The sequence below is a fragment of the Lysinibacillus sp. NPDC097287 genome, assembly GCF_044761695.1.
Lineage (GTDB): Bacteria > Bacillota > Bacilli > Bacillales_A > Planococcaceae > Lysinibacillus.
Genome location: NZ_JBIWCX010000007.1, coordinates 89,612 through 115,313, shown reverse-complemented (window position 1 = coordinate 115,313; position 25,702 = coordinate 89,612). Strand labels below are relative to the sequence as shown.

Here is a 25,702-nt window from a genome sequence, read left to right as displayed (position 1 = left end):
CGCCTCTTTACTTATAATACTCGCACTTAACTTGGATTATACGTAAACTGCCAAGATACACCAAAACGGTCTGCAATCCAAGCAAACTGCTCAGAAAAGCCATAATGACCTAGTGGCATCAAGGATTTTCCACCTTCCACAACTTGTGCTGCGAGGCTATTGATTTCCTCTAGCGTTTCACATTCAACAAAAATAGATGTTGCTGGCGTAAAAGTAAAGTTGTGTTTTATCACACTATCATTCACCAGGATCTTAAGACCTTTCAAATTAAGTACTGCCATTGCGACCTGCTGAGAATCCTCCATATACGTTAAACTCTCCACCGTTAAATCTTCAAACCACTCTTTATATTGTTGAATCGCTTCATTCGCTTGTCCTTGGAACATTAAAAATGTCGTTGCGCTTCTCATTTATTCAACTCTCCCTCATATTTAGTAATCCATTCTTCTGGTGTTATTTTCGACACAAGCTCGCCAATCAAATCATATGGAATATTTTTTGTGTTCGTAAAGCGAATGCAGCTTTTACCCATATTCAACTTTGTTGGTACACATTTCGCATATTCTTCTTGGAACCACGACAACAACGCATCATCAGCATAAATGCCCATGTGGTATAACGACACATGACGCTTTTGTGCAGCTAGACTAATAAAGGGAAGAGGCGTATTTGGCGTACAATGGTAGCCCTTAGGATATGTCCTCAGCGGCACAACAAAACTAATCATGTCGTATTGCATTGTACGCTCAAACCCCTCAGGCAAATTCGATTCCACAACAGCTACAAGCTTGGCAAAATCCTCACGCCATTTTTCATCTACTTGCTCAATGTATTCATTCATACCTTACCCTCACTTTTCGCTTTTCTGTACAATTCCTTCGTCTTAAAGCCTTGCCTAGTAAGGTCACGCATTTCTGCTAAACGTGCTCTTTGCGTTTCCTCTTTCTTCGCACTATAAATATAGCGAGCCCAATCCTTTTGGTAGCCTGGCGTTAAACCGTCATAAAAAGCTAAATCTGCTTCATCTTCAGCAAGTTGGTTGCGCAATTGTGGAATCATACTTTCGTAGTCACCTACACATTGACTGCTTGCCGTCTTCTTTTTCCCACGTGATTTACTATCTCGTTTGATGCTTAGTATAGAGAACGTATCGTCTAATGACATGAGACTTGCAAATTTATAGTCACTGCCGACAATGTATTTTTCTCCATCCACTTGAATGGCTGGGAAAATCTCATCTCGGTGAATAAACTGCTCATATTTTTTATTACCCTTTTTCGGATAAATTAAAAACAAATAGCCTTGATCTATTAAATTGCCGTCTTTTATACAGTTCTGCAGATACCGCGTCATTTCATCAGTTGAAAATACAAAAGAAATAATACGGTCATATGGAGCATCCCCACTCTGCTGAATACCTTCTAATATCAAATCTTGTGGTTGTTGATGAATATCAATAGATAGCATGTCCTTCAGTTTGAATTTTTTTTGCATCGACATGACATCCCTTCCTTACTTCATTTGTACTAAATTTATCATAAAAAAATCATCAATCCACTATGGAATGATGATTTTTTACATATTATTTAATTTTCGTATTCATGACTAAACCTTTAATAATTGGGTATGCTGTCCCGATGATCACGAGTGGTAAGAACCACCAACCTAAAGATTGTGCGTCACCTAAAGCAATTCGCACCATTTGAAAGCTAATAACAGCAAATATAATTAAGCAGTAGTTCTTCACATCATTTAATATTTTTCTGCTATTTAGATAAAATGCTTCCACATTATTTTCGTTTAAACGCGCTGGGTAGTTATGCATATGTGGCGCCTTTTCAAGTAATCCCAGTAGTATCCACAAAAATAGACCTATGAACGGCAAAATGAATAGTTCAACCTTTGAGCCCCAGCGATCTACTTCGCCTGCTCCATTAAAATGACCTGGAACTTCATCCGGTAGTTGGCCCCACATGATAATAATGTAAAGTATTGATGCAAGAAATATCCCCCCACCAATCCAATCCCATACTTTTTCACTCTTCGTTTTTGGTAAGTCTAAAATTGGCCTATACATTATCTCACACCCCGTTTATTTCTATATACTACTCTATACGGTAGTTAACACCACTTAGTTTCATCCTTCTTGGCAAATATGACATCATGGCATGTAAACTAATCGTAGTACATTATGTAAATACATATGGTTACTTATATTTCTCACTGAAAGAACAAATGATAGCTGCTACCGCATCCTCTGTACTAGCCACTTGGAGCGTTGCAAATTCCCTCACTGGATGTTCACCTACACAAACACTTTCCTTCGCTTTGGCAAACATCGACCTATCATTCGCATCATTGCCAAATGCAATAAATTCGCCCTCTACAACTCCCAGCTTCGTTAAGCCATTCCACTTATCAATACCACTTGGACTCATATCTATAATATTTTCTGACGTATGCTCATATAACGAAATTGGCAACTTCTTTAGCGCCTCCCATACTTCCTTGTGAAGTTCACCCGGAAATAAAACAACCTTCACAATCTCTTGAAGTTCTTCTAATGTAACCTTTTTAGCAAGTTTTAGTGGATCAAGATTTCGATAAATTGGATGTGCCTCACTACCTGTATAGGCATAATCCCAATTGCCATCCACCAAATACGGTAATTTATATGTACTGATCAAACCACGAATTTGCGCTACAATATCTGTTTTGAATGCTGTTACTGCAATCAACTCGCTCTCGTTTGCGACAAATGCGCCGTTCCCACCAACCATCGGAAACCTTTGCATTGCTTTTGGTAATACCGGTAGTAAATCACGAATTGGGCGTGCCGAAGCAAAAATGACCTCATGCCCATTTGTTATACAATTCTCTAATGCTACGATAATGTTTACACTTAAAGGCTGGCCTTTAAAACAAATTGTGCCGTCTAAATCGAATACAAATTTCATACTGTTCCTTCTTCCCAAAGTAATAATCTCTTCCTAATTATCTCATAAAAATAGCTTTTCGTTATCACCAATACCTCTTGATCGTCCCTGAGTATTCGACTAAATATCTGATTTAAACACAGCCATTTATCACCGAATAAGAGTACTTAAAAAGTAAATACCTACAAAATCAAAAAGTAGAACACTTTTTGACAGAAAATAAATAATTTTTAGAATATTATTGACAGAATGACAATATCAAAGTATTATTGCTTTCAACAACACATTGTAGGCCTAGATTGGAAATAGTAGAAATGTCTGTGTACTTGAAGAGAGCCGGTGGTTGGTGCAAACCGGTAGGCGCACATTTTGAACTCGTCCATGAGCCACTCCCTGAAAATTTCAAAGTAAGGGATGTCGGTTTCCCCCGTTATAGGGATAGACAGTGATAGCTGTCGATAAGGGGACTTTTTCTGTAAAGATGAAGTCAATTAGGGTGGTACCGCGAGCAAAAACTCGTCTCTATATTTTTATATAGAGACGAGTTTTTTTATTTTCATTCATCTCACCTATAGAGATGAATGAAAATAAAGCCTCCGGCGGATGTCACGGATTTTGAAAGGAGTTCATTGAGCAAGCACAATTCAAAATCAGGACGCAATAACGCCGAGGCGTAATTGAATTTTAAACAAAAAAAGGAGTGTTTGAAAATGGGAAGAAAAATTTGGGTGTTTGATACAACTTTACGTGATGGCGAGCAAGTGCCAGGGGCAAAACTAAACTTATACGAAAAAGTAGAGATTGCACAGCAACTCAAAAAATTAGGCGTCGATATTATTGAAGCTGGTTTCCCTGCTTCATCACAAGGTGACTTTGAAGCGGTAAAAGCTGTCGCACAAAAAGTCGGTAATACAAATGACATTATGATTACAGCGCTAGCGCGCGCCGTGCAAGCAGATATCGATTCTGTTTACAATGCTGTAAAGTACGCTGAAAATCCAATGATTCATATGGTACTTGGCACTTCTGATATTCATGTTGAAAAGAAATTCAGTAAATCCAAAGATCAAATTTTACAAATCGGTGTAGATGCCGTGAAATATGCTAAAACGCTTCTACCTCAAGTGCAGTATTCAACAGAGGACGCATCACGTTCTGACTTCGAATACCTGTGGAAAACAATCGAGGCTGTCATGAAAGCCGGGGCAACAATGATTAACGTACCTGATACTGTTGGTTTTGCAGAACCAGAAGAATTCGGCGCTATGATTTATAAGCTAAACGATCGCATGAAAAATCTAAACGATAGTGTATTACTAAGCGTGCACTGCCATAATGACCTTGGTATGGCAACAGCTAATACACTTGCAGCCATTAAAAACGGTGCAGATAAAGTTGAATGTACAATTAATGGTATTGGAGAACGTGCAGGAAATGCCGCACTTGAAGAAGTTGTGATGGCATTAAAAACTCGTAGTTCTGTATATAACGCTGAAACGCGCATCAACACAAAAGAAATTATGAATACATCTCGCCTTGTATCGAGCTTCATGGGCCTAGACGTACAAGTAAACAAAGCAATCACCGGTGACAATGCATTTGCCCACTCATCGGGTATTCATCAGGATGGTCTACTAAAATCTCGTGATGCTTACGAAATCGTACATCCAGAAGATGTAGGATTAGATGATATGGAGCTAATATTAACAGCTCGTTCTGGGCGTCATGCAGTGAAAAATGCGCTTGAAAAACTTGGTTTCAACCAGTTAACTGATGAGGAGTTTGAAGGAGTATTTGAAGGCTTCTTAAAACTAGCGGATGCAAAGAAAGAAGTATACGACCATGATTTATATGTGATCGTAGAAAGCTATTATGAAAAGCACGATGCAACTCATGCCAATGCTACTCATTATAGCGATCAATTTTTTGATTTCGCTGACCTACAAGTCGTCAGCAATGCAAGCTTCCCTTCTGCTAGCGTGAAAATCCATAAAGGCGGAGAAGTATTCAAAGCTAGCGCTGTTGGTTCTGGCCCGATTGATGCGTTGTATTCTGCGATTGCAGACGTTACAAAAATTGACGTAAAGCTTGTGGAATATAATATTAACAGCGTATCTCGTGGCAAAGAAGCACTTGGTAAAGTAAAAATTACGATTGAACATGAAGGTGAAAAGTATATCGCAAAAGCTGCGGATACAGATATTTTAAAAGCAAGTGCGCTTGCATATATTAATGCGATTAATAGCATTGTCGTTGCCAAATTGACGCCTGTTATGAACGTTTAGTCATTGGTCGTTGGCTGAGCGGCGCTACTACTGGCTTCCCGAGCGGTAATTGCCTTTGCTGAGCGATGCTGCTGGTTACCCCGGCGGCAATTGCCTCTACTGAGCGACGCTGCTGGTTACCCGAACGGTAATATACCTTGGCTGAGCGGTGCTGCTGGTTACCCGAGCGATAATATACCTTGGCTGAGCGGTGCTGCTGGTTACCTGAGCGGTAATATACCTTGGCTGAGCGGTGCTGCTGGTTACCTGAGCGGTAATATACCTTGGCTGAGCGGTGCCGTTGGATACCAGGGAGTAATACGCCTTGGTTGAGTGCGGACACTAAAAAGCAGTATGACCAAAAACTGGTTATACTGCTTTTCTCAATTATTTACTGTCTTCCACTAATTTATTATATTCTTCTTCAATCAGCGCGACGTCAATTCTTTCAAATAATGTCACGACCTCACAAATCATTAACGGAAGTTCCACTTGCTCGCCCCACTCTATTTTTTCCACACCTAGCATGTCACGAATTTCTCTTGCTGAGAAAGGTAAAAATGGCTGTAAGAGCTGACCCAAGTTGGCAATGATATAGACACAAGTCGCGAGTGTCACATCACCAGATGCTGGATCTTCCTTCACCTGTATCCACGGTTGCTGTTCGTCAAAATAACGATTAGCAGCACGAATATATTCAAAAATCCCTTCTAATGCCTGTTTAAAATGCCCGCCTTCAATTTGCTGACCAGCATCTACGAAGAGCTTTACAGTACGCTGTTTCACATCTTTATCAACAGAAACTTGTGGAACCTTACTTTCAAATGACTTCTCTAGGAACTTCAATGTACGATTGACAAAATTGCCGTATGCACCAAGCAATTCCCCATTATGACTATAGATAAATTCTCGCCATGAAAAGTCCGTATCACGATTTTCTGGCGCATTCATTGTTAAAAAATATCGAATTGAATCGGGATTATACTTACTCAAAATATAAGGTACCCATACCGCCCAATTTTGACTCGTTGATAATTTCCGCTTCTCTAACGTCAAATATTCATTCGAGATAATATGCGTTGGGAGTGCCTTCTGGTTGATGCCCATTAAAATCCCTGGCCAAATAATCGTATGGAATGGAATATTGTCCTTACCATGTACATAATACGAAATGGTTTCTTCATTCCATAAGTCTTCAATCGCAATACCATGCTGTTTCGCCCATTCCATACTTGCCGTTAAATAACCCGCCACCGCTTCAATCCACACGTAAATTTTCTTACCTTCAAATCCATCAACAGGCACATCAACGCCGTTTGGTAAATCTCTAGTCACAGCACGGTCTGGCACACCTTCAGCCAAATATCGCTCGGTTAAGCCCAGCGCATTTTCACGCCAGCGACCACCTGCCTTCGCATCTGCCAAATACGTTTCGAGCCTCCCCTGAAACTGACTAAATGCAAAATAAAAATGCTCTGTTTCTCGAATCTTCGGCTCATTGCCGCAAATTTTACAACGCTTGTCGATTAAATCGAGTGGATCTAAAATGGTCGAGCAATGATCACACTGATCACCGCGTGCCTTTGCTCCACAGGTTGGACAAACACCTTCGACGAAACGATCGGGTAAAAATTGCTTGTCCGTCTCGCAATAAGCCTGCTCGATCTTTTTCTTATACAAATGTCCATTTGCTAACAACTGTAAAAAAATATTTTGCACCGCTTCATGATGATGCATTGTGTCTGTTCTTGTGTACGTATCATACGTAAAACCTAGCTCTTGAAAACACTGTGTAAATTCAGCATGATAATGATCGGCAATTGCCTCTGTCGTGGTATTTTCCTGTGCAGCCCGAATTGAAATCGGTGTACCGTTACAATCACTACCCGATACATATAATACTTTCTCGCCCTTTTGTCGGTAATATCTAGCCAAAATATCACCTGGTAATAATGCGGCAACATGCCCTAAATGCAGTGAACCATTAGCGTATGGCCACGCACCTCCTATAACAATTGTCATTCTGTGTTACTCCCCTCACCAAAAAAAGTGTATAAAAAAACGCCCTAATCATTACGATTAGGACGAGTTTACCCGTGTTACCACCTATATTTACAAATAGCTTACACTACTTGCCTCATTCAGTACATCTACTAGTTGCGAGAGATACTGCTGCTGTTGTAACGAGTGCCTATCTCGTCGTAGCCTACTCGCTAATGCTTTCGGTACGAAGCTCAAAGGTCATTTTCAAAAGGGATCATTTACCTCATTTCCACCAACAGAGGCTCTCTATCAAATATCGTCCAATTTACTTTTCCTTCTCAACGCTGTTCTATAAGTTTGGCATAATTTTACCCTTTTCTCTTAAAAAAAGCAATGCAAACATCGGAAGCACCAACATATAATTCTCATTTAAGTCAAAATAGATTAATGTTTTGTATGGTCATACTGCCACCTTATCAACAAAAAGTTTCGCACGCTGTCTAATATGGTCAATACATTCCTCTTCAGTCATCTGTAATTCTGTTTCAAAGCCTTTCATAGAGCCGCTCACTTCATAAGTATTTGTATGGACATCCACTTTCACTGTCATATACCGGTTACCTTTATAAATAACTACACCTATTACCTTTCCTGATGCTGTATCGATAAATGGGTAGTCGTATTTAACTGTCTTTGCTATAGAATCCTTCTTACCAGTGATTGCACGCTTTCCTCGCCCAAACAAGAAACCTCCCACCACCGTAGCTATTACCGTACTCCGTAACACCTTAATTTTTTTCATCCTTCATCCCCCTATAAAAAGAACACAGATACTGCTCAACAATACCTGTGCCCCATTATTATTATTTTTTCTTCACTTGCTTTAAACTCTTCGCAATTTGCTTCCACTTACGCTGCTCATCAAGTCTTGCCTGCGTATTTGTTTTACGTTCCATAAAGGCCAGCTCTTTCTGTAATTTGAAATAACTTTGCAGGCGCGATTCCTCTAATTCTCCATCACGAATCGCTTGTTGCACAGCGCATTGCGGCTCATTTTGATGCGAGCAATCACGATAGCGACAAACTGCGGCAAACTCCTCAATATCCTTAAAACTAGAAGACAAACTGTCGCCCTGATCCCATAATTGCAGCTCGCGCATTCCCGGTGTATCGATTAAACAACCACCACTCGGTAATACAACTAATTCCCGATGCGTAGTTGTATGGCGCCCCTTCGCATCGTCTTCGCGAATATCCGAAACTTTCATTAACTCATCTTCAACTAGCGCATTAGTCAGCGTCGATTTCCCAGCCCCGGAAGAGCCGAGTAGTGCACCTGTTACCCCATCTGTAAATAGTGCTCGAATATCCGCTAACCCTTCGCCTGACAACGCACTCGTCACAAAAATGTCTACACCAAATGCAATTGCTTCAACTTCACTTACATATTGCAATACGTCAGAACATAAATCTGCTTTTGTCAGCACAATCACTGGCTTCGCACCAGAATCCCAAGCTGCCACCAAATATCGCTCTAAACGGCGAATATTAAAATCTGCATTTAAACTCATCACAAGAAGCACAATATCAACGTTTGATGCCACGATTTGCTCTGTTATCTCTTTTCCTGCAACCTTTCGTGAAAATACAGACTTTCTAGCAAACAATTTATGAATAATAGCCCTTTCCTCACCAGCCATTTTCTCAACAAGCACCCAATCACCAACTGCAGGGAAATCCCCACGTGAAAGAGATGTATAAGCAAAGTGACCCGCAACTGTTGCAAGCCACTCGCCCTCTACTGCTAGCACACGATACGAATGCTTATGTTCCAACACAACTCGTGCAGGCACGCAGTTCTTAAATTTTGCTTCCTCCATAAACGCTGTCATTTGCTCTTTAAAATATGATGAAAATCCTAATGTTGTTACTTTCAATTTTTATTCCTCCTGAATGTGTATAATTAATTATGCCTTGGCGTTTTACTCCAACTACATAAAATAAAAAAACCTTATAACTGCAATTCGGCAGTTACAAGGTTTCACAGGCACGTTCAAGAGAATATACAATCAAATTGTATATTTTAGGCGTGTGAAATTGAACAAACCGAATTGCAGTTCGCTAAAAACGGATCTATTCATCATGTCACATCACCTACTTCCGATATAGTTATTTTCAATATATCCAAACCCACTAAAATTGTCAAATCCAAATTTAAAAGCATGTATCCTATTCTTCCTAGCATACACTTAAAGAGACCACTTTTTTGCGAAGGAGATGTTTTGGATTGTCTAAAATAGTTTCTATCGGTACATATCAGCCACCTTACACATTACAGCAGGAAAATGCGGAGGAATTAACGAGAGAGCTCTTTTATCAGAAAATCCCACGACTCGAACGCTACTTAAAAGTATTTGAAACTGGTGATATCGAAACTCGCCATTTTTGTGTGCCCGCCGAATGGCATCGCACTGAGCATACTTTTGAAGAACGCAATAATCTATATATCGAGCTTGCGACAAATTATAGCGTAGAAGTAATTAAGACCTGCCTACAAAATGAAGCATTCCTACACACACCCATTACCACAGAAGAGATTGATGCCATTATTTTTGTCAGCAGTACAGGCATCTCTACACCTAGTATCGATGCACGTGTCATGAATCGACTCTCTTTTTCAGATAGGCTAAAACGCATACCACTATGGGGGCTTGGCTGTGCTGGTGGAGCAGCTGGTGTAAGTAGAGCCTATGATTTTTGTAAGGCTCACCCACAAGCTAAGGTACTTGTCGTTTGTGTCGAACTTTGTAGTCTTACGTTTCAACAGAACGACTTTTCGAAAAGCAATTTAATCGGTGCTTCTCTTTTTGCAGATGGTGCTGCTTGCATACTAGTATGCGGCGATGATGTCACTATCCCTTCGAAAAAACGTATCCCTTCTATCCTAACTACCGGCTCTAAATGGATGCCTGACTCTGAGAATGTCATGGGCTGGAACATTAAAAACAATGGTCTTCACGTTGTTTTCCAAAAAAGTATCCCTTCTATTATCACAAGTTGGCTTGGTCCATTCATCGAGCAATTCCTAGCAGAACAGCAGCTCTATAGTGAACAACTCCATCATTTCATTGCGCATCCAGGCGGCAAAAAAGTATTAAAAGCCTATGAAGATACCCTGTACCTTACCGAACAAAAAACCGACATTTCTCGAGAAATTTTAAGGCATCATGGCAATATGTCGTCCCCTACCGTCCTCTATGTATTAGAGCAGTTTATGTTAAGAGAATGTAATGTCAATGACACTGGTTTGCTTGTCGCTCTCGGCCCAGGCTTCTGTGCGGAAGCCGTACTACTAAAATGGAGGGAGTAGTATGATCTTTTACATCATTGTATTTCTAGTTATCGCTCAACGACTTACTGAGGTGTTTATCGCAAAGCGTAATGAAAGATGGATGCTGTCTCAAGGTGCCTATGAGATTGGTGCCTCTCATTATCCATATATGCTCGCACTGCATAGTAGTTTTTTTCTTTTTTTAATAGTAGAAGTGATGACGAGTAGTAACAGTCTCTCGCCCTTATTCCCGTTATTTTTTATTTTGTTTGTAGCCGTTCAAGCTTTGCGTATTTGGTGCTTACGTTCTTTAGGTCCATTTTGGAATACAAAAATCATTATTTTACCTGGAGCCGAAGTCGTAAAAAAAGGTCCCTATGTATTTTTTCGCCACCCAAATTACGCCGTTGTTTGCCTAGAAATTTTACTATTACCCTTGATGTTCCAAGCTTACCTAACAGCTTTTTGCTTTACACTTTTAAATATTACAATGCTATCTGTTCGCATTCCAATTGAAGAGCAAGCGTTAAGAGAAACGACAAATTACAATAATGTATTTCAAAAAAAGATTTCGGGATCCTAACCGAAATCTTTTTTGCTAACTGGATGAAACAAAAAGAATCCACCCTTTATCAAAAAAGAGTGAATCATGGTAAACTTGACTATCTCTTTGAATAACGTTGTTTCATTTTATTAGAGTTATTGTCCTTCAATATCTATCACAAGCTGATCTAATTTCCGTTCCAAGTCGTTTAAGATACGTAATTTTTCATCCAACTGTTCTTCAAAATCTCTCGATTGCCCCATTACTTTTTCCACTTGAGCATCTAAATACGCGAGAACTTGATTATTTTTCGCTTGTTCGCCATCTAAAGACGAGCTGCCCCCGGTAGCATCTTCATCTCGTTCTTTTAACTCAGTGATCTTGTGTAAGAGTTTTTCAATTTCATTACTTTTTTCTTCTAACTCTTTCACTAAATACTTTTTAACGTAATCTGACTCATGCATCTCCTTGTGAGTTTCTTCAAATTTCCCAACGACAGAATGCATTTGTTTGTTTGTTTCTTGAAAGAAATCTATCAGCTTGTTTTCAAGATTATCGATAATCCCCTTATAATTTACTTCTCTCAGTTCTCCTCTATCTTGACTATAGGCTACCAATTCCTCTTGAGCTTTTTTTAGGGCTTCTGACAACTGTTTGTTTATTGTCCTTAGCTCATTCTTTTCTTTCAATAACGCCTCAATTGAAGAAATTTGCTTAACTCTCTGTATATCCTGAGATTGAATCACTTCATTATACTCATTTTTTTCCTTCTCAAAATCTTTCTTCAATTTCAAAATCACCAATGAGAGTTCCTTTTTCTCACTCATTAATTGCACGATTTCTTCCTCTAGTTTAACTACTAGTGAATAATAATCGCTTTCTCTGTGTATTCGTACTTCATTTTTATATTTAGCTAACTCCGCTTTTAAAAAAATTATCATTTGTTGCAGCTGAAAAGGATCATTATTTTTGATACTTTCATTATCCACAGTAGTGCCCCCCATCATGAAAGGTTTTTAAGTAAACTAATAATCTCTTCAAATTCCTTTTTGTTATTCTCTATCATTTCATCAAGTTCCTTCACAACCTTTATTTCAAATTCTTCATTAACTTTTAAAGTTATTTGATTCTTCTCCCCTGATAACAAATAGCCAATCAGTAAATTCAGTGTGCCTTTCTCAAGGAAGGCGAAACTATTATTGTTTTTCTTGCTATTATCATTTAATTTGGCAATCTGTTCTTTCATAAAATCGTTGAGCAAACTCCTCATCAACACATCTTTTTCTTGTTCATCTATTTCACTCATGTTCACCCTCCTGTATAAGACTGAATCCATTGAGATTGATCGGATTTATCACAGCCATACCATCTTGCAATTGATCGCAGTAGGTAACTCCCGTGATGCTACCCGCATAAGATGTACTATGAGCCCATTTAATCTGGAAGTTTGAAAATGAAATAATCTCATTTGGCTCAATAGATGTTTTACCTAATGGTTTTAATAAAAATTCTACTTTATTTGCTTTATCATTTATTCGTTCCCATCCAGCTGCACCTTTTAGATTTTGCTTAAAGTGCTCATAAACATACTGTCCAGAGAAGGAAAAAGGAGAGTCTTCGGGTAACTTTATACACACATAAGGATTTATTAATGGCTGATAGCCGATATTATAAATATGGTAAGAACCCATGCATAAGCTCTCTTGTTGCGGATCATGGGAGATAATTAACGAAGACGTAAAATAGCTTATTACATTTACACTTTGCGAAATATTAAGTGCCTCTACCCTCTTTCTAAATTCAGATAAATATGACTGAGTTTGATGTTTAAGTTCTTTTATTTTCACTTCTACAGCATCCTGATCAGTTCTCATAATTACCGCCCCCCATTTGGTTGCTGTCGTACATCTATTACATTTGTACACATTAATAATGCACCAACATAACTGTCCCAAACTATGTAATCAATATAAAAAATAAAGAGAGGGTTACCCTCTCTTCATCATATGTTCTTTGCATTTCGGTTAGCACAATTAACCGCCATTTGGGAATATAACTGAGCATTGCTGTGGTCGAGCTGCTCCTGGACATGCGAATGGTAAATCTGCTCTTGGTTCGCAGTAAGTTGCTAAGAACTCAACAGTAACTGGGAATGTAGACTGGATACTTTGACAAACTGCTACCGTAATCGTTAAAGCCGAGAACGTGATTGTATCTGTACCAGCAGTAAGCGTACCTGTTGTGCACACAAAACAATCTAAATCTGTATACGTAATTTCTACGTCTGTTCCTTTAGGTGCACACAATGTAATTTGTTCGCAACGCGAAACCGGAATATTCGCACTAGTTAGCGTAGCCCCATTTGGTAAACACACAGTAAGTGTAAGAACAAAATTCTTTTGAACATTCAACTGTTGAAGACATACTGTTGCTCCATCGATAGTGAATGCACGGTTCTCGCGATTCAGAATCACTATTGGATTCGTCGACGCTGGCGTTACATTACATTTAACCGTTGCCCCTGTTAAATCTGTTGCTGCCGTTACACCCGGAAAAGACATTGATCCAGCGGGCGAAATATCAAATGACATCTCTTTAACAATCCAGTCATACACCTTATCAACATTTATACAAATGAGTTCTGGCGCCTGGGATGGCATATTCTCTTGCATCTATATTGACACCTCCATAATTTTTTTATCTTTCGTTTGTAGCATATGACGCTAAAATAATAGTGCTTAGGCATTCAAATAAATTGTCATGTTATTTGAACAATTACCCGACAAAGCACTAGATAATTAAGGGGCTAATACAATAACCATCATTTGGGTAATGCCATTTGATGTGCAGTTTTAACGGTATCAATTACTTTTTCAATGTCTTCTACTATATAAAATTAAATGCTATGACTTATTGGGGTTTTGTAACACAAAGTAAACATTTTTAATAAAATACTAATGGAATGGAAGGAGTGAACTATAATGGAAGATCCTAAATTGTACTCCGCTCAAGAAATAGAAAAACTAAAACAGAAAATTGCAACATACAGGGAAACGTTAACTACATTAAAAAAAGAAACTTCGATTGAAGATTATCTTTTGATCAAAAGTGAATTTGATAAATTTAAAAAGCAAGTATCACATTTAGACGGTTTAACTAAAACGATGGATGTAAAGAAAAATATGCATATTGGGGAATATGAGGAGCAAGTAAAACAAATTTCAAATCAAATTGACTTTCTTAACCAAACTGTTGAGGAAATCAACCAAGAAATTTTGCTGATTTTGAAAAAAATAATTACGAATGAGGACAATGAACTTACAGATAATAAAATTGCACCTGCGGGTCATAGAAATTTTTCAAAAAATGATACTAATAGTAAAACAATGAGAGAGGCAACAACCCACAATCAAATATCGATAACTAACACGCAACCATCCTTCAAACTGTTACAAAGTTTGGCTGGGAAGGCTATTGAAATTCAAAACATAGGAAAACCTACACCCGGCCTTGAAACTCAGGCCCCCCCACCAGAAGCGCGTCATTTTAATCAGCAATACTTTCAATTAACAGGTACACACCCAAGTCAGATCTACAACGGTTTATATAAAAACACTACAATGGAATCAACCCTTCAATTTAAAAATGCGACAGTCATACAGGAAGCACCGGCAAGTGCATCTGAAAATAGTACGGATAATTCACCTCCAATAGAGGAAGAACCTGTGGATACACATATCTCCGATACTGCTGAAGCTGATCTCTCCGAAGAAATTGTGCTTCCAGCAGAGAAAATTATTGAAGCCCAATATACACCGCCTATTGAAGAACTAAGTGATCAAGTTGAGTCGCCTAAAGAGGTGACGGATGATAAAACTAAAAAAGAGCAAAATTCTTTGTTTTTTAATATTTTTAGAAGAAGGAAATAATCTCTAAATAATGGAAATTTAATAATAAAATAGAGCCCGCAATAGTCATATACAACCAACCTAACTTTATATAGGTGGTTGTTTTTTTATGTTTACCTAGATCCGTCACTATGTAATTTTTGCTATACATATTAATCATGCCAACTACATGCCGTTGATACCCTTCCCGTTTTTCAACGAATAAAATAATGATGAAAAGAGGCGAAAAATTATTGATACCATCATTAATAACAACAATTAAGATTGTCCACTAGAATCTAGTGGATGCAAAGTTCTAAGACCGTTTCTTGCTATTAATGAAGCCTGTGTAAAGCCGCAGTCCTCGGTTAGCTTTAGCACAATAATTCCTTTTGCTTCTGGGATTTCACCTGTAAATTTAAGTACATTAGAGAATAGCATTATTGATGTACCTAGTTTTATCGGAATTGGTTCTACCCTACCTGGTGTGACTATTATAGGTAATGCATTTGATAAATCAGGGGCTGCAACTGAAGCGTCTTCTTTTTCACGTTCCGATAAGATTATAGCTATTTCCGCATCCTTTCCTACAACGATTGGGATTAATAACCTAGCTGAAACAACTACGACTAATGTTGGATCTATCTTGTACCAGCGGGTAGCACTTTTTTCACCGCTACAAATGCAACTGTTGATTTGGCTTCATTTTGCTATATTGAATGAATATCTGAAAGAAAATGTTCAGTAAGGAGTGAGTACTTCATAAAAGTAAACCCCTTCATACAAAGAGACATTAGCATTTACTCACTCCTCACTTTCTATGGTTGGTATACTTTTAAAGCAATAAGCATAAGGTGAACCTAATTATTCCCACCACTACCTCCGCCGTTATTTCCTCCACCACCATTACCTCCGCCGTTATTCCCTCCACCGCCATTTTGTCTAACACACGCGATAGGGATAGCAACAAAAGGTCCAAATCTATTACATCTATTTTTCCAAGATGAACCACCGCTTCTGCAACTTTTCACGAAAAACACCTCCTTTCCTCAATATTTTATTCATTAAAGTAACAGGTACATAGGGCAAAATTAACACGAACAGGTCTTTGTTGGTGTAATGTCCAATTTTTTCGCAAATTATTGATAGAACTAGTTACTGAACAGTATGAGTAAATTAATTAATAAGGTAATCCACTACTTACTACGAATATTCAAGAATTTGTGAAAAACCATACTATAACTAGACAACCTCATCATGTGTTAACAAGTTGTGGGGTAACATGTTAGTTAACGTGATCAAGTCCTACGGGGGCAAACGTTCCCCACCCAGCTACTATCAATCTATAAATTGAATAAAAAATAGTCAACCAGATTTTTTCACTGGCTGACCATATTATTCGAACGAGGGCTATAGTTAAAAAATGGAGTTTGATTCTACAGATTTTGTAGATTCAGCTCTTTTTTATTTAACCCCTATTTAAGCAACAATCTTTGAGAAACTGCCTTACCTTTACAGAACTCTACAATGTCCATGCGACTAATCTAAAATGACTCTCTGTACGTAGTTGATTGCCCTTCCAAATTGCTCTTCGCTGAATATGATAATGAGGAAAGGAGGTGTAAATATGTGTTCAAATTGTATGAATAATGGTGGTTGCGGCCGCGGTGGAAACGATTGTGCGAACCTTGGACCGTTTATTGCTGTTGACGCTGCTTGTATTACTACACCACCGCCGCCTACTGTCACTGGTTCAATCATCCCATTCTCTTCTGGTGTTACACCTGTTGTATTAGCAACAATTGTAGGTGGTCTTGTCGGCGTACCTAGCCTTATCGGATTTGGTTCTGCTGTTCCTGGTGTAACTGTTTTAGGCAATACACTAGACTTATCATCAGTTGTAACTGAAGCCTTCTCAGTACCACGTGCAGGGAATATCACAGCTATTTCTGCATCCTTTACTGCTACAGCGGCTGTAACTCTCGCTGGCACAACTGTCGTTCAAGCAACAGTCTACAAAGCGCCTGCAGGAAGCACTATGTTCACTGCTACAAACGCGACTGTTAATTTAGCTCCTGCTTTCACAGGAGTCATTGCAGTAGGTGGAACAGCTTTTGCCTCATCAACTGTCACACCTGTCCCAGTAGTAGCAGGTGACCGTCTATTAATGGTGTATTCTATTCTTGTTGATGGTATTACTGTAATACAGACACTTACTGGAACAGCAAGTGCTGGTATCACTATAGCTTAAGTTCACCACATATATCTCTGTGGAATAGAAAAATTAAAAAGTATGATAGCGTTACTAAATTGAAGCTGGAAATGGCCAACTCAAGCATAATCGCATTTTGATGTAGCTTCTGGGAACCTTTTGGCATGACCATATTCTCCGTTAATCCTAAACAGTTATCATGTTTATAAAAAACAGGCAATTTCTTGTTCAACTTTGAATAAGAAATTGCCTGTTTGAGTTTGAAACGAACCTACAAAGAAACACGTTTTTTTATCCCCTACCATTCAAAAATAATTATTTCGCTAAAGCATTCTGAATATGTGCAAGATGATGCTTACCATGCCACGCATATAGACCAATTGCACAATCAAGTGTTACCAGCCCCGTATCAGGATGCTTGAAAGATCTTTGTAATTGCTCAGCTGTTAGACTTCCCAACAAATAAACCCAACGCTCATGCAGACTTTCAATCACTTTATACGAAACTTCTATTGGCATTTCTGAATCTGGTAGCTTTGCCCACTCGACTTCATTATAAGGCTTAATCGTCGGTTCTTCTTCAGTTAAAGCCAGCTTAAAACGGATATAGCTATTCATATGGCTATCCGCAATATGGTGTACAAGTTGAGACAAAGTCCAGCCATTTTCACGATAGGTATTTCCTAATGATTGTTCATTCACACCACTAAGTGCCTTTGCTAGCTGTCTTGGCAACAGTCGGATATCCTCAATCCAGCCTACAACATGCTTTTCTAAAATTTTTTCAGGACATTGAAATTGACCAATTGGATATCTTTCATCGCTCATCACAATCACTCCCACTTTGTAATTAATCAACATCATAATTTAATTGTATCGAAGTACTGTCCATCCATTTCGAGTAAAATCGCAGTTACAAGTGATTTTAGTGGGTGGGTTACAGATATTCCAGAAGCATTTGAAAATTGTTGTGCTGCATCCACCATTGAAAGTTGTGCAACAGAGATTATTGAACGCTCATGAACAGATTCATGGAGAAATTGTAAAATCGCTTTATTATATGCTTCTTTTTTCCCCTGCATAAGAAGCTCAAATGAATTTTCAATTACATGTATTTTAATATTTATCTTTTTCTCATGATATTTAGCATACTGTTGAAGCCGTTCAATCGTTCCCGTGACAGTTGCTGGGTTTGTAAACAAAAGCGTTTGTGGCTGTGGCTCGCAGCAAATGACTTCAAAGTATGGCTCATCAATTTTAATAATTGGAATCTCTAATATTAGGTATTCATCTTTTAATACAGCAATCATGTTTGTACAAGTGATTAAAATTGCATCAACATCGCAGCTCGCAATCCACTCTAGATGCTCCTTTACTTTTACTAACGCATCCACTTCGTGAAATTGTTCATCCTGCATCATCTTATACATAAGTCCCGAATCGACATAATGTACAAGCTCTACTTCATGCATTGCCAATGCCGTTTCTATATAGGCGATATTCGAATGATGTGCATGCAAACAGCCTAGTCTTTTCTTCATCCTAAATCACCTTAGCCGGTAGCGTTTTAGCCATTGTCACAACTGGAATTGCTATACCGTTACGGTTTTCAACCACTTCTTCCTTCGTAATTACATAGCCCAAAGATTGATATAGAGCAATATTTCTAAGCACATCCATACGAACCTTACATTCACTTACTTCTTTCCCCTGCATACATGCATATTTTTCGATTTTAGCCACTAGTGCTTTGGCTAATCCCTGCCCTTGTTTTTCAGGAACTACAGATAGTCTGAAAAAATAAATACCCTCATCATTCATTGTAAATCGCACTATTGCGACTGGCTGTGCCTCTATATAGGCAATAAAAGCCTGTTCTCCTTCAGTTAAGGCTTGTTCAATCGAAGTCACTGTTTCACTTAAAGCACTAGAAGGTGGCGTTGCATATTCATACTCTTTAAAAGCCTGTAGCATAACCTCGTGAATCACTGGTGCATCTTCAAATTTCGCTAATACTATTTTCATTTACCCTATCCCCCTTTTGGTTTAATATTCATTTTAATGTATTTTTAAACATAAATAAACCGTATTATCAAAAGATAATACGGCTTATTCTATTATGAACAGCTCCTTTAAGATTTTAAATCTTTTGTTTGGCATTCTAATTATTATGAGTCTGCTAAAAATATATCTACCTCTAAAAAAATTTTTTAATCAATAAACCGCGTCATTCTGCCTGTTTTTTAACTTCTTGTTTTGAAAGAAAAAAAACTGCTATTAATATAAATCCAAATCCTATAAAATGGAGAAAGAAGATTTCCTCACCTAAGATAACCACAGATAAAATAGTACTACTCAACGGTAAAAAACTAGTTAATACGCCCGTCGAACTTGCTGGAACTTTTGAAACACCTTGATGCATCAAAATAAAAGCAATGACTGTTACAACCAAACCGGAATATAATATTAATCCCCATTCTGTAATAGATACCTCTTTAAACTCAAACTGACTACCCTCAAAAAGGGAAAAAGGAAGAAATAAAACAGCACCAAATAAACTGACAAATGTTGAAATAGCAAGAGGGCTGACACTTTGAGCGACATATTTCCCAAATATTATAAACAAAGCCTCACTAATCACTGCGCCAAAAATAAACAAATTTCCTAATAGAGAGGATGAATCACTGTCTGTACTTAAAAGAAATTGGTAACCATTAATAATCATCGTTCCTAAAACTGCAAGCAGTATCCCTATCACTAGATTAGTTGTTAATTTTTCTTTAAGAATTAAACAAGAAAGTACAACCGTAAACGCCGGTACAGTGCTTGTAATTAATCCCCCTTCAATGGCTGTAGTCTTTGTTAGACCATATAACATGAAAATATTAAACAAAAAAACACCAAATAACGCTTGTAAAAACAAAAAGAAAAAATCTTTCTTATGAATAGACGGAATTCCTTCCACTTTTATCAATAAGGGCACTAAAATCATTGTTGCTACTAGAAATCTTAATTCAGAAGCTAAGAACAGAGGAAAACTTTGAACAATCAGTTTCCCGGCCACAATCGAACTGCCTACAATGCTCATAGCCAAAATTATTTTTAAGATTGGTAGTAAGTGGCCGTTCAATAAGACTCCTCGCTATTCAATAAGGTTGGATTAATAATGTCTGTTACCGCTAAATAGAGATTTTCTGGATATTCGGCGATACGATGACACAAATATAAATACCACTCTTTTCCGTATGTTAGATAAACCTTGCAGTTGTACCCTTTTCTTTTTAAATCTTTTAATAAACCAGGGCGTATTCCATAAAGCATCTCTATCTCAACACAATCACGCTTGAAATATTGACGCTGCTCCATTTCCTGAATCAGAATCTCATCATGCGTAGCAATCGATAATGGATGATTTGCTTCTATTAATTGTTCGACAAAATTCAGGTAACGCATATTCAATTCCTTCGATCTTTTCATAGCAATATCCGCAGATTCTTGAAAGGCACCTTTCACGAGCCGTATCTTCCCAGGATATTGAATTAATTCTTGAATATCTGAATCTGTGCGATATAAATGTGTTTGGATTGTTATACCAACATTTGGATATTTTGTAGTCACTCTTTTATAGACATCAATAATATCACTCGTCTTCGAGGACTCTTCCATGCTTACCATCAGCATAATCCCATAGTGATTTGCTTTATGAGCAAGCTCTAGTAAATGTTTATATGCAAGTTCCGAATTGATAGATAGCCCAATATGGGATAAATCAAATGACACTGTTTGTTTAATTGCCAATGAACCCATTTCTTCGATAAGATCTAAAAATTCATTTTTAACTTTTTGACATTCTTCTAAATTTGTTATGTTTTCTCCGATGAATTCTAGCGAAGTAAGATAATCTTTTGAAATTAATTGTTTTGCTGATGTGATTGCGTCTTGTCTTTTTTCTCCAGTTACATATCGCTTTGCAGCTTTTAATAGTAATGGATAAAGTTCGTTTGATTGTTGGATGTAATCTTTAAACTGTTCGTTTCTTGCAGCAGACTTTAATGCTCGAATTACTTGAATTTCTGGATTTTTCATCTTTATTCAACTCCTATTTGTTATTTAAAACCAATTTATCACGGTAAAAGTGGTGGGAGTAGTGCCACTTATTATCCTTTTACAAGGTACCAATTCTATAGAAGGAGATTACTAAAAGATGCTATGGATACCAATTGATCGTTCGTTAGATATACCTTTATATAGGCAAGTCTACCAACAAATTCGAGAAAATATTTTAAATGGAGATTTACAATCCGGAGAAAGACTTCCATCCACACGTGAATTTTCTTCTGAATTGGCAGTGTCTCGGAATGTGATTTTAGAAGCATATGATCAATTATTGGCAGAAGGTTTTTTAGACTCACGAAGAGGTTCAGGGACATTTGTTGCAAAAGGGGCATTTTTAAAACAACATGAAAATCCATCTACTTTTCATAGCTTAAATAGCATTGAAGAAAACATTAATGAGGATAACATCATCAACTTTCGTTCAGGAATACCAGCTTTAGATTTATTTCCACGGAAGACTTGGTCAAAGTTATCTCATAGTATTTGTAATGAAATTGCACCTTCTAACTTTGGGTATGACCTTCCTGAAGGTCGACTAGAATTAAGACAAGCTTTATCTCGCTATTTATTAAGAACTAGAGGTGTCGATTGTCATCCAGAACAAATTGTGATTACCTCCGGTGCAACTCAGGCATTAACACTTGTTTCTAAATTACTTTTATCACCAAACGATGCTGCATTGATTGAGGATCCAATCACAGATGATATTCAATCTATCTTTAAGGCTTCTGGCTCTTCCCTTTATCCAATACCTGTTGATGAGTATGGAATGAGAACAGCTTTATTGCCGGAAGATAAAAACCCTAAATTCATATTTATTACGCCTTCGCATCAGTTTCCTATAGGAGGAACATTACCAATTCAACGGCGCATCCATTTAATTAACTATGCAAGAAAAAATAATTGTTATCTTGTTGAAGATGATTATGATAGTGAGTTTCGATACGAGGGACCTCCGGTAAGTTCTTTACAGGGCTTGGATCCAGCATATGTCCTATATATTGGTTCATTCAGTAAAATCCTATCACCTGCACTAAGAATAGGATATTTAATTCTTCCCATGCATCTTATTGAAAAATGTCGCAAGCTTAAATGGTTTTCGGATTTACATACTCCTTCTTTGGATCAACTTACACTTGCTCGCTTTATGACAGAAGGTTACTTGGAACGACATATTGCAAAGATGAAGAAGTTTTATAAAAATCAAAGGGATTTCCTAATTCACTGTTTAAATACAACATTTTCGAATGACATTCATATTTTGGGGTATTCAACTGGTTTACACCTCATAGCTGAATTAAAGGATATCCATTTTTCAAAAGAACTGCTAAAAAAAATTGAACTGTATGATGTAAAAGTTTATCCCGTAGAAGATCATTCAATTATAAAGGGGAAACATTCTAATCGAATTATTTTGGGGTACGGGCATCTGAGTAAAGAAGATATAGCTACTGGTGTATTCAGACTACATCAAGCACTTTATAATACAAATTCAACGTAGCTTAATTGCAACGTTCGTTGATAAAGCAATACTATTATTTTCTAAAATACGAGGGTAAAATTTCTATCATAGCACATAAAAATCCTAAAAATACTTTATGAAGGAGTAATATATATAAATGGAGACTACAACAAATATAAAAATAATCTACACTGAAGACTGCGGTAACAACTATAGAAATAAATTAATTAGAGAATTTTATATTGCCTTTACTAAACAAAATGTAGATTTCATCTTGGATTATGTTGAGAATGATGTCCATTGGCAAATTGTCGATAAAGCCTTTATCCTTGGAAAAGAACAGTTCAGCAAAAGAGTAAAGCAGCAAATGGCGCACCTTAGAATAAAAACACTGCACATTAAAAACATCATCATAAATGGTCGTACAAGTGCAGTTAACGGTATTGTACAGTCTGTCGAAAATAAGAATTATAGCTTCTGCGATATTTACCATTTCAGTAATACGGGGAAAAATGCTAAAGTCCAAAGAATCTCATCTTATATTAATAATTTTTCTATGGAGCCTACGAATGTTTGCTACAATTAACAAACAACAAGATGGCTATCTAGCCCAGTTCATACGATCACTCCCATACTCAGTCGAAGTTGTGTGGGGGGTGCTCACGGTAAATGATAAACTTCAAAAATGGATGGAAAATTTAGAAATAGTGGATCTCCGTAAAAATGGAAAGATGAAATTTAATATGAATGATGGGTCTGGTAGCTTCGAGATTTTAACGATCGTAGATTATGTCGAAAAAGAAATCATCGAATTCAATTGGGGAAAAGATACGGTTCGTTTTGAACTCTCTCCTACAGCAGAAGGTTCATTATTAGTACTAAATGAGTCTATTCGTGAAATAACCGCGCATACAACAAAAGATTTAGCTGGTTGGCATGTATGTCTAGAACTACTTTATGACTTATTAAATGGCGTACTCCACGAAGAGTTTCCCATGGATAACTGGAAAAACTCATATGAGCAATACAAACTCATTGTAGAAAATACAAAATAAATTTTGTTTATACCATAAAAACCCCCAAGTAATCTTCACTATTGCAGTGTTGATAACTCGAGGGTTTTCTACTATCCTCCAAACGCAGTTGCTATTTCAAGTGCCTTCATTTGATTTTTAATTGAATCTAGTCCGCTTCATAAATATCTAAATGTACTAACCGAGCTGTTCATCTGCACTATCTACTCCTTACCACTTTCACCGTAATCATTCTTTAAGAAAGCTCATTAATCCGCTTTGTTAACTCATTAAACTTTTGATCGAGCGTAGCATACTCTTTATCCTTTAATGTTAAAAAACTTAGTCTCCCTAATACTTCTTGCCTTTCCGTCTCCATCTTTAAACGGGTAGCTGCAGTATCATCAATCTGAGGGGGAGTTTCTTCCCACTGCCTTTGGATGCTACCATTTGCAATCTGTAATGTATTATTCGTCGTTTTTTCAAGGAAATAACGGTCATGTGATACGACAAGCAGTGTGCCGTTATACTGTGCTAACGTTTGCTCAAGTTGTTCCCGGGAAGGCAAATCAAGATGGTTTGTCGGCTCATCCAAAATTAGCACATTTTTTTCTTCTAAAATATATGCCATAAGCTTACATTTCACTCGTTCCCCCATACTCATATTCCCAATGGATGCTGTCCAGTGCGCAGGTGTAAATCCTAAATGCCTCATTAAATTTTGAACTTTCCCTCTCTCCTCAAATGTCTCCTTATAAAAAAATTGCTCAGGTGTTTTGTGAAGTGGCAAATCAAATACTTCCTGTGTTAAATAGCCAATGTTAGCAGCTGGTGAAATCCACACATCTCCTTTAGCCTTCTCTTGATCAATTAGTATTTTCAACAAAGTTGTTTTCCCACTGCCATTTGGCCCTACTATAGCAACCTTTTCGCCATATTTAATGGTAAAGTGAGCGTCTTTAAATAACACACGGTCGCCATAAGATTTTGTTAAATGCTTTACCTCTAAAAAACGTTTCCCTACTCGCTGATTCGACTCTATTGAAAATAATACGCTATCGTCTGGTATGACACGTTCAACCTTCTCTTTGGCAAGTTCCTTTTCTAAACGCTTTTTCTTCGACTTCACTTGTGTGTCCATACGCTTTGCCTTTACGCGATAATGCTCTTTAAATCCCTCTTGCTTCGTGGACTGGGCATGTGCCTGTTGAGACCAAGACGTCAGTTCCTTCATTTGTGCCTCAATACGTTCTATGTTTTTCTGTTGCTTTTCATAGGCACGTTCTTGTGCTAACCTTTGCTGCTTACGAGCCTCCATATAGCTTGAATAATTGCCACTATGTTCAATGAGCTGTGCATTTTCAAGTGACCAAATTTTTGTTGTCACTTCATCTAAAAAATAGCGGTCATGCGAAACCACAAGTATGGTACCGGAATAATTTTTTATCTCATCTATAAGCATTGCCGTACCCTGTTCATCTAAATGATTGGTCGGTTCGTCTAATAATAACAGCTGTGTATTTTGTGCAAAGCCATTTGCTAAGCGCATTTTAAGCTTTTCACCGCCACTTAATGCAGTATATACAACGGTTGGCACTCTCCATTTCGCCAGTAAATCAGCTTCTTTCGCTGAAATATCACGTTGGGCATACTGCTCACTTTCTTGTTCAACATACGTAATATCACCGCTCTTGAGCCAGTGCAAATGACCTTTTGTTGGTGATATTGAACCTTTTATTAGCTGCAATAATGTAGATTTCCCCGCACCATTTTTGCCTATAATGCCGATTACCTCGTCTTGCTTTACCGTCGCATGTATATTTTCGAAAATCAATGTGTTCTTAATTTCATAACCAATATCTCGTAATTTTAAAAGTTCCTTCATACAATCCATCCCTCTCGATTTGGAGGCATAAAAAAATCCCTCCAATGTTTTTGGAAGGATTAGCTGCAA

Annotated in this window: 28 protein-coding genes and 2 other annotated features; of the genes, 8 read left to right on the top strand and 20 right to left on the bottom strand. The window is 37.7% G+C overall.

The features are described from left to right. Positions 1 to 26: 26 nt before the first annotated feature. The 5 genes from ACIQ2D_RS11870 to ACIQ2D_RS11850 form a co-directional block, all read right to left on the bottom strand. On the bottom strand, positions 27 to 410 hold the full coding sequence (locus ACIQ2D_RS11870; RefSeq protein ID WP_402864239.1) for a VOC family protein: 384 nt from the start codon (positions 408 to 410) through the stop codon (positions 27 to 29). After that, entirely contained in the window at positions 407 to 841 is a 435-nt protein-coding gene (locus ACIQ2D_RS11865; RefSeq protein ID WP_402864237.1) for a DUF1801 domain-containing protein, read from the bottom strand. Before ACIQ2D_RS11865 ends, ACIQ2D_RS11870 begins: the two co-directional genes overlap by 4 nt. Further along, positions 838 to 1,500 carry a YdeI/OmpD-associated family protein gene (locus tag ACIQ2D_RS11860; protein ID WP_402864235.1) on the bottom strand — a complete coding sequence of 221 codons (663 nt, stop codon included), beginning with the start codon at positions 1,498 to 1,500 and terminating at the stop codon, positions 838 to 840. Before ACIQ2D_RS11860 ends, ACIQ2D_RS11865 begins: the two co-directional genes overlap by 4 nt. Positions 1,501 to 1,582: 82 nt before the next feature. Next, a complete protein-coding gene (locus tag ACIQ2D_RS11855) occupies positions 1,583 to 2,077 on the bottom strand; it encodes a DUF1648 domain-containing protein (RefSeq protein ID WP_402864233.1) in 495 nt (164 codons plus the stop codon). 130 nt (positions 2,078 to 2,207) lie between these two features. Next, on the bottom strand, positions 2,208 to 2,957 hold the full coding sequence (locus tag ACIQ2D_RS11850) for an HAD-IIB family hydrolase (protein WP_402864231.1): 750 nt from the start codon (positions 2,955 to 2,957) through the stop codon (positions 2,208 to 2,210). Between the two features lie 265 nt (positions 2,958 to 3,222). Beyond that, positions 3,223 to 3,463: a binding site (T-box leader), on the top strand. A 183-nt stretch (positions 3,464 to 3,646) separates the two neighbouring features. Here ACIQ2D_RS11850 and ACIQ2D_RS11845 point away from each other — a divergent pair. Beyond that, a complete protein-coding gene (locus tag ACIQ2D_RS11845) occupies positions 3,647 to 5,221 on the top strand; it encodes a 2-isopropylmalate synthase (protein WP_402864229.1) in 1,575 nt (524 codons plus the stop codon). Positions 5,222 to 5,587: 366 nt separating this feature from the next. On the opposite strand, the gene metG is transcribed toward ACIQ2D_RS11845, so the two are convergent. The 3 genes from metG to rsgA form a co-directional block, all read right to left on the bottom strand. After that, complete coding sequence (gene metG, locus ACIQ2D_RS11840; RefSeq protein ID WP_402864227.1) at positions 5,588 to 7,222, bottom strand: methionine--tRNA ligase; 1,635 nt, start codon at positions 7,220 to 7,222, stop codon at positions 5,588 to 5,590. Between the two features lie 55 nt (positions 7,223 to 7,277). Next, positions 7,278 to 7,534: a binding site (T-box leader), on the bottom strand. A 109-nt stretch (positions 7,535 to 7,643) separates the two neighbouring features. Continuing rightward, complete coding sequence (locus tag ACIQ2D_RS11835) at positions 7,644 to 7,985, bottom strand: hypothetical protein (RefSeq protein ID WP_402864225.1); 342 nt, start codon at positions 7,983 to 7,985, stop codon at positions 7,644 to 7,646. A gap of 61 nt (positions 7,986 to 8,046) precedes the next feature. Continuing rightward, complete coding sequence (rsgA, locus tag ACIQ2D_RS11830; protein ID WP_402864223.1) at positions 8,047 to 9,120, bottom strand: ribosome small subunit-dependent GTPase A; 1,074 nt, start codon at positions 9,118 to 9,120, stop codon at positions 8,047 to 8,049. A 329-nt stretch (positions 9,121 to 9,449) separates the two neighbouring features. Between rsgA and ACIQ2D_RS11825 the strand changes: the two genes are divergently transcribed. Together ACIQ2D_RS11825 and ACIQ2D_RS11820 are read left to right on the top strand one after the other, a co-directional pair. Further along, a complete protein-coding gene (locus ACIQ2D_RS11825) occupies positions 9,450 to 10,553 on the top strand; it encodes a type III polyketide synthase (RefSeq protein WP_402864221.1) in 1,104 nt (367 codons plus the stop codon). A 1-nt stretch (position 10,554) separates the two neighbouring features. Then, positions 10,555 to 11,097: an isoprenylcysteine carboxyl methyltransferase family protein gene (locus ACIQ2D_RS11820; protein ID WP_402864218.1), complete on the top strand. Its 543-nt coding sequence runs from the start codon at positions 10,555 to 10,557 to the stop codon at positions 11,095 to 11,097. A gap of 116 nt (positions 11,098 to 11,213) precedes the next feature. Here the strand turns inward: ACIQ2D_RS11820 and ACIQ2D_RS11815 are convergent, their stop codons facing one another. The 4 genes from ACIQ2D_RS11815 to ACIQ2D_RS11800 all read right to left on the bottom strand — a co-directional run bounded on the left by ACIQ2D_RS11815 (position 11,214) and on the right by ACIQ2D_RS11800 (position 13,730). Beyond that, positions 11,214 to 12,047 (bottom strand): coiled-coil domain-containing protein, encoded by an 834-nt coding sequence (locus ACIQ2D_RS11815; RefSeq protein WP_402864215.1) that lies wholly within the window; start codon positions 12,045 to 12,047, stop codon positions 11,214 to 11,216. 14 nt (positions 12,048 to 12,061) lie between these two features. Then, the gene (locus ACIQ2D_RS11810) at positions 12,062 to 12,364 is read right to left on the bottom strand and encodes a hypothetical protein (protein ID WP_402864212.1); all 303 of its coding nucleotides are present in this window, start codon (positions 12,362 to 12,364) and stop codon (positions 12,062 to 12,064) included. Then, positions 12,357 to 12,932 carry a hypothetical protein gene (locus ACIQ2D_RS11805; RefSeq protein WP_402864209.1) on the bottom strand — a complete coding sequence of 192 codons (576 nt, stop codon included), beginning with the start codon at positions 12,930 to 12,932 and terminating at the stop codon, positions 12,357 to 12,359. The genes ACIQ2D_RS11810 and ACIQ2D_RS11805 overlap by 8 nt, the downstream gene beginning before the upstream one ends. 159 nt (positions 12,933 to 13,091) lie before the next feature. Then, positions 13,092 to 13,730 carry a BMQ_0737 family morphogenetic spore coat protein gene (locus ACIQ2D_RS11800; protein ID WP_402864206.1) on the bottom strand — a complete coding sequence of 213 codons (639 nt, stop codon included), beginning with the start codon at positions 13,728 to 13,730 and terminating at the stop codon, positions 13,092 to 13,094. Between the two features lie 309 nt (positions 13,731 to 14,039). Between ACIQ2D_RS11800 and ACIQ2D_RS11795 the strand changes: the two genes are divergently transcribed. Continuing rightward, positions 14,040 to 14,987, top strand: a complete 948-nt coding sequence (locus tag ACIQ2D_RS11795) for a hypothetical protein (protein WP_402864203.1) — start codon at positions 14,040 to 14,042, stop codon at positions 14,985 to 14,987. 237 nt (positions 14,988 to 15,224) lie between these two features. Here ACIQ2D_RS11795 and ACIQ2D_RS11790 read toward each other — a convergent pair whose 3' ends face one another. Together ACIQ2D_RS11790 and ACIQ2D_RS11785 are read right to left on the bottom strand one after the other, a co-directional pair. Continuing rightward, the gene (locus ACIQ2D_RS11790) at positions 15,225 to 15,386 is read right to left on the bottom strand and encodes a hypothetical protein (protein ID WP_402864200.1); all 162 of its coding nucleotides are present in this window, start codon (positions 15,384 to 15,386) and stop codon (positions 15,225 to 15,227) included. A 419-nt stretch (positions 15,387 to 15,805) separates the two neighbouring features. After that, positions 15,806 to 15,976 (bottom strand): hypothetical protein, encoded by a 171-nt coding sequence (locus ACIQ2D_RS11785; protein ID WP_402864197.1) that lies wholly within the window; start codon positions 15,974 to 15,976, stop codon positions 15,806 to 15,808. A 596-nt stretch (positions 15,977 to 16,572) separates the two neighbouring features. On the opposite strand from ACIQ2D_RS11785, the gene ACIQ2D_RS11780 reads away from it, so the two are divergent. Then, a complete protein-coding gene (locus tag ACIQ2D_RS11780) occupies positions 16,573 to 17,196 on the top strand; it encodes an exosporium glycoprotein BclB-related protein (RefSeq protein WP_402864195.1) in 624 nt (207 codons plus the stop codon). 276 nt (positions 17,197 to 17,472) lie between these two features. On the opposite strand, the gene ACIQ2D_RS11775 is transcribed toward ACIQ2D_RS11780, so the two are convergent. The 5 genes from ACIQ2D_RS11775 to ACIQ2D_RS11755 all read right to left on the bottom strand — a co-directional run bounded on the left by ACIQ2D_RS11775 (position 17,473) and on the right by ACIQ2D_RS11755 (position 21,243). Then, complete coding sequence (locus ACIQ2D_RS11775; protein ID WP_402864192.1) at positions 17,473 to 17,985, bottom strand: YfiT family bacillithiol transferase; 513 nt, start codon at positions 17,983 to 17,985, stop codon at positions 17,473 to 17,475. Positions 17,986 to 18,017: 32 nt separating this feature from the next. Continuing rightward, positions 18,018 to 18,698 carry a hypothetical protein gene (locus ACIQ2D_RS11770; RefSeq protein WP_402864189.1) on the bottom strand — a complete coding sequence of 227 codons (681 nt, stop codon included), beginning with the start codon at positions 18,696 to 18,698 and terminating at the stop codon, positions 18,018 to 18,020. 1 nt (position 18,699) lies between these two features. Then, entirely contained in the window at positions 18,700 to 19,182 is a 483-nt protein-coding gene (locus ACIQ2D_RS11765) for a GNAT family N-acetyltransferase (protein WP_402864186.1), read from the bottom strand. 202 nt (positions 19,183 to 19,384) lie between these two features. Further along, the gene (locus tag ACIQ2D_RS11760) at positions 19,385 to 20,287 is read right to left on the bottom strand and encodes a DMT family transporter (protein WP_402864183.1); all 903 of its coding nucleotides are present in this window, start codon (positions 20,285 to 20,287) and stop codon (positions 19,385 to 19,387) included. Next, the gene (locus tag ACIQ2D_RS11755) at positions 20,284 to 21,243 is read right to left on the bottom strand and encodes a proline dehydrogenase family protein (RefSeq protein ID WP_402864180.1); all 960 of its coding nucleotides are present in this window, start codon (positions 21,241 to 21,243) and stop codon (positions 20,284 to 20,286) included. Before ACIQ2D_RS11755 ends, ACIQ2D_RS11760 begins: the two co-directional genes overlap by 4 nt. Before the next feature lie 118 nt (positions 21,244 to 21,361). Here ACIQ2D_RS11755 and pdxR point away from each other — a divergent pair, with 118 nt between their 5' ends. The 3 genes from pdxR to ACIQ2D_RS11740 all read left to right on the top strand — a co-directional run bounded on the left by pdxR (position 21,362) and on the right by ACIQ2D_RS11740 (position 23,790). Then, the gene (gene pdxR / locus ACIQ2D_RS11750) at positions 21,362 to 22,774 is read left to right on the top strand and encodes a MocR-like pyridoxine biosynthesis transcription factor PdxR (RefSeq protein WP_402864177.1); all 1,413 of its coding nucleotides are present in this window, start codon (positions 21,362 to 21,364) and stop codon (positions 22,772 to 22,774) included. Positions 22,775 to 22,892: 118 nt separating this feature from the next. Continuing rightward, complete coding sequence (locus tag ACIQ2D_RS11745; protein ID WP_402864174.1) at positions 22,893 to 23,321, top strand: nuclear transport factor 2 family protein; 429 nt, start codon at positions 22,893 to 22,895, stop codon at positions 23,319 to 23,321. Beyond that, positions 23,305 to 23,790: an SRPBCC family protein gene (locus tag ACIQ2D_RS11740; protein ID WP_402864171.1), complete on the top strand. Its 486-nt coding sequence runs from the start codon at positions 23,305 to 23,307 to the stop codon at positions 23,788 to 23,790. Before ACIQ2D_RS11745 ends, ACIQ2D_RS11740 begins: the two co-directional genes overlap by 17 nt. A 214-nt stretch (positions 23,791 to 24,004) precedes the next feature. On the opposite strand, the gene abc-f is transcribed toward ACIQ2D_RS11740, so the two are convergent. Continuing rightward, entirely contained in the window at positions 24,005 to 25,633 is a 1,629-nt protein-coding gene (abc-f, locus tag ACIQ2D_RS11735) for a ribosomal protection-like ABC-F family protein (RefSeq protein ID WP_402864168.1), read from the bottom strand. Positions 25,634 to 25,702 lie beyond the last annotated feature (69 nt).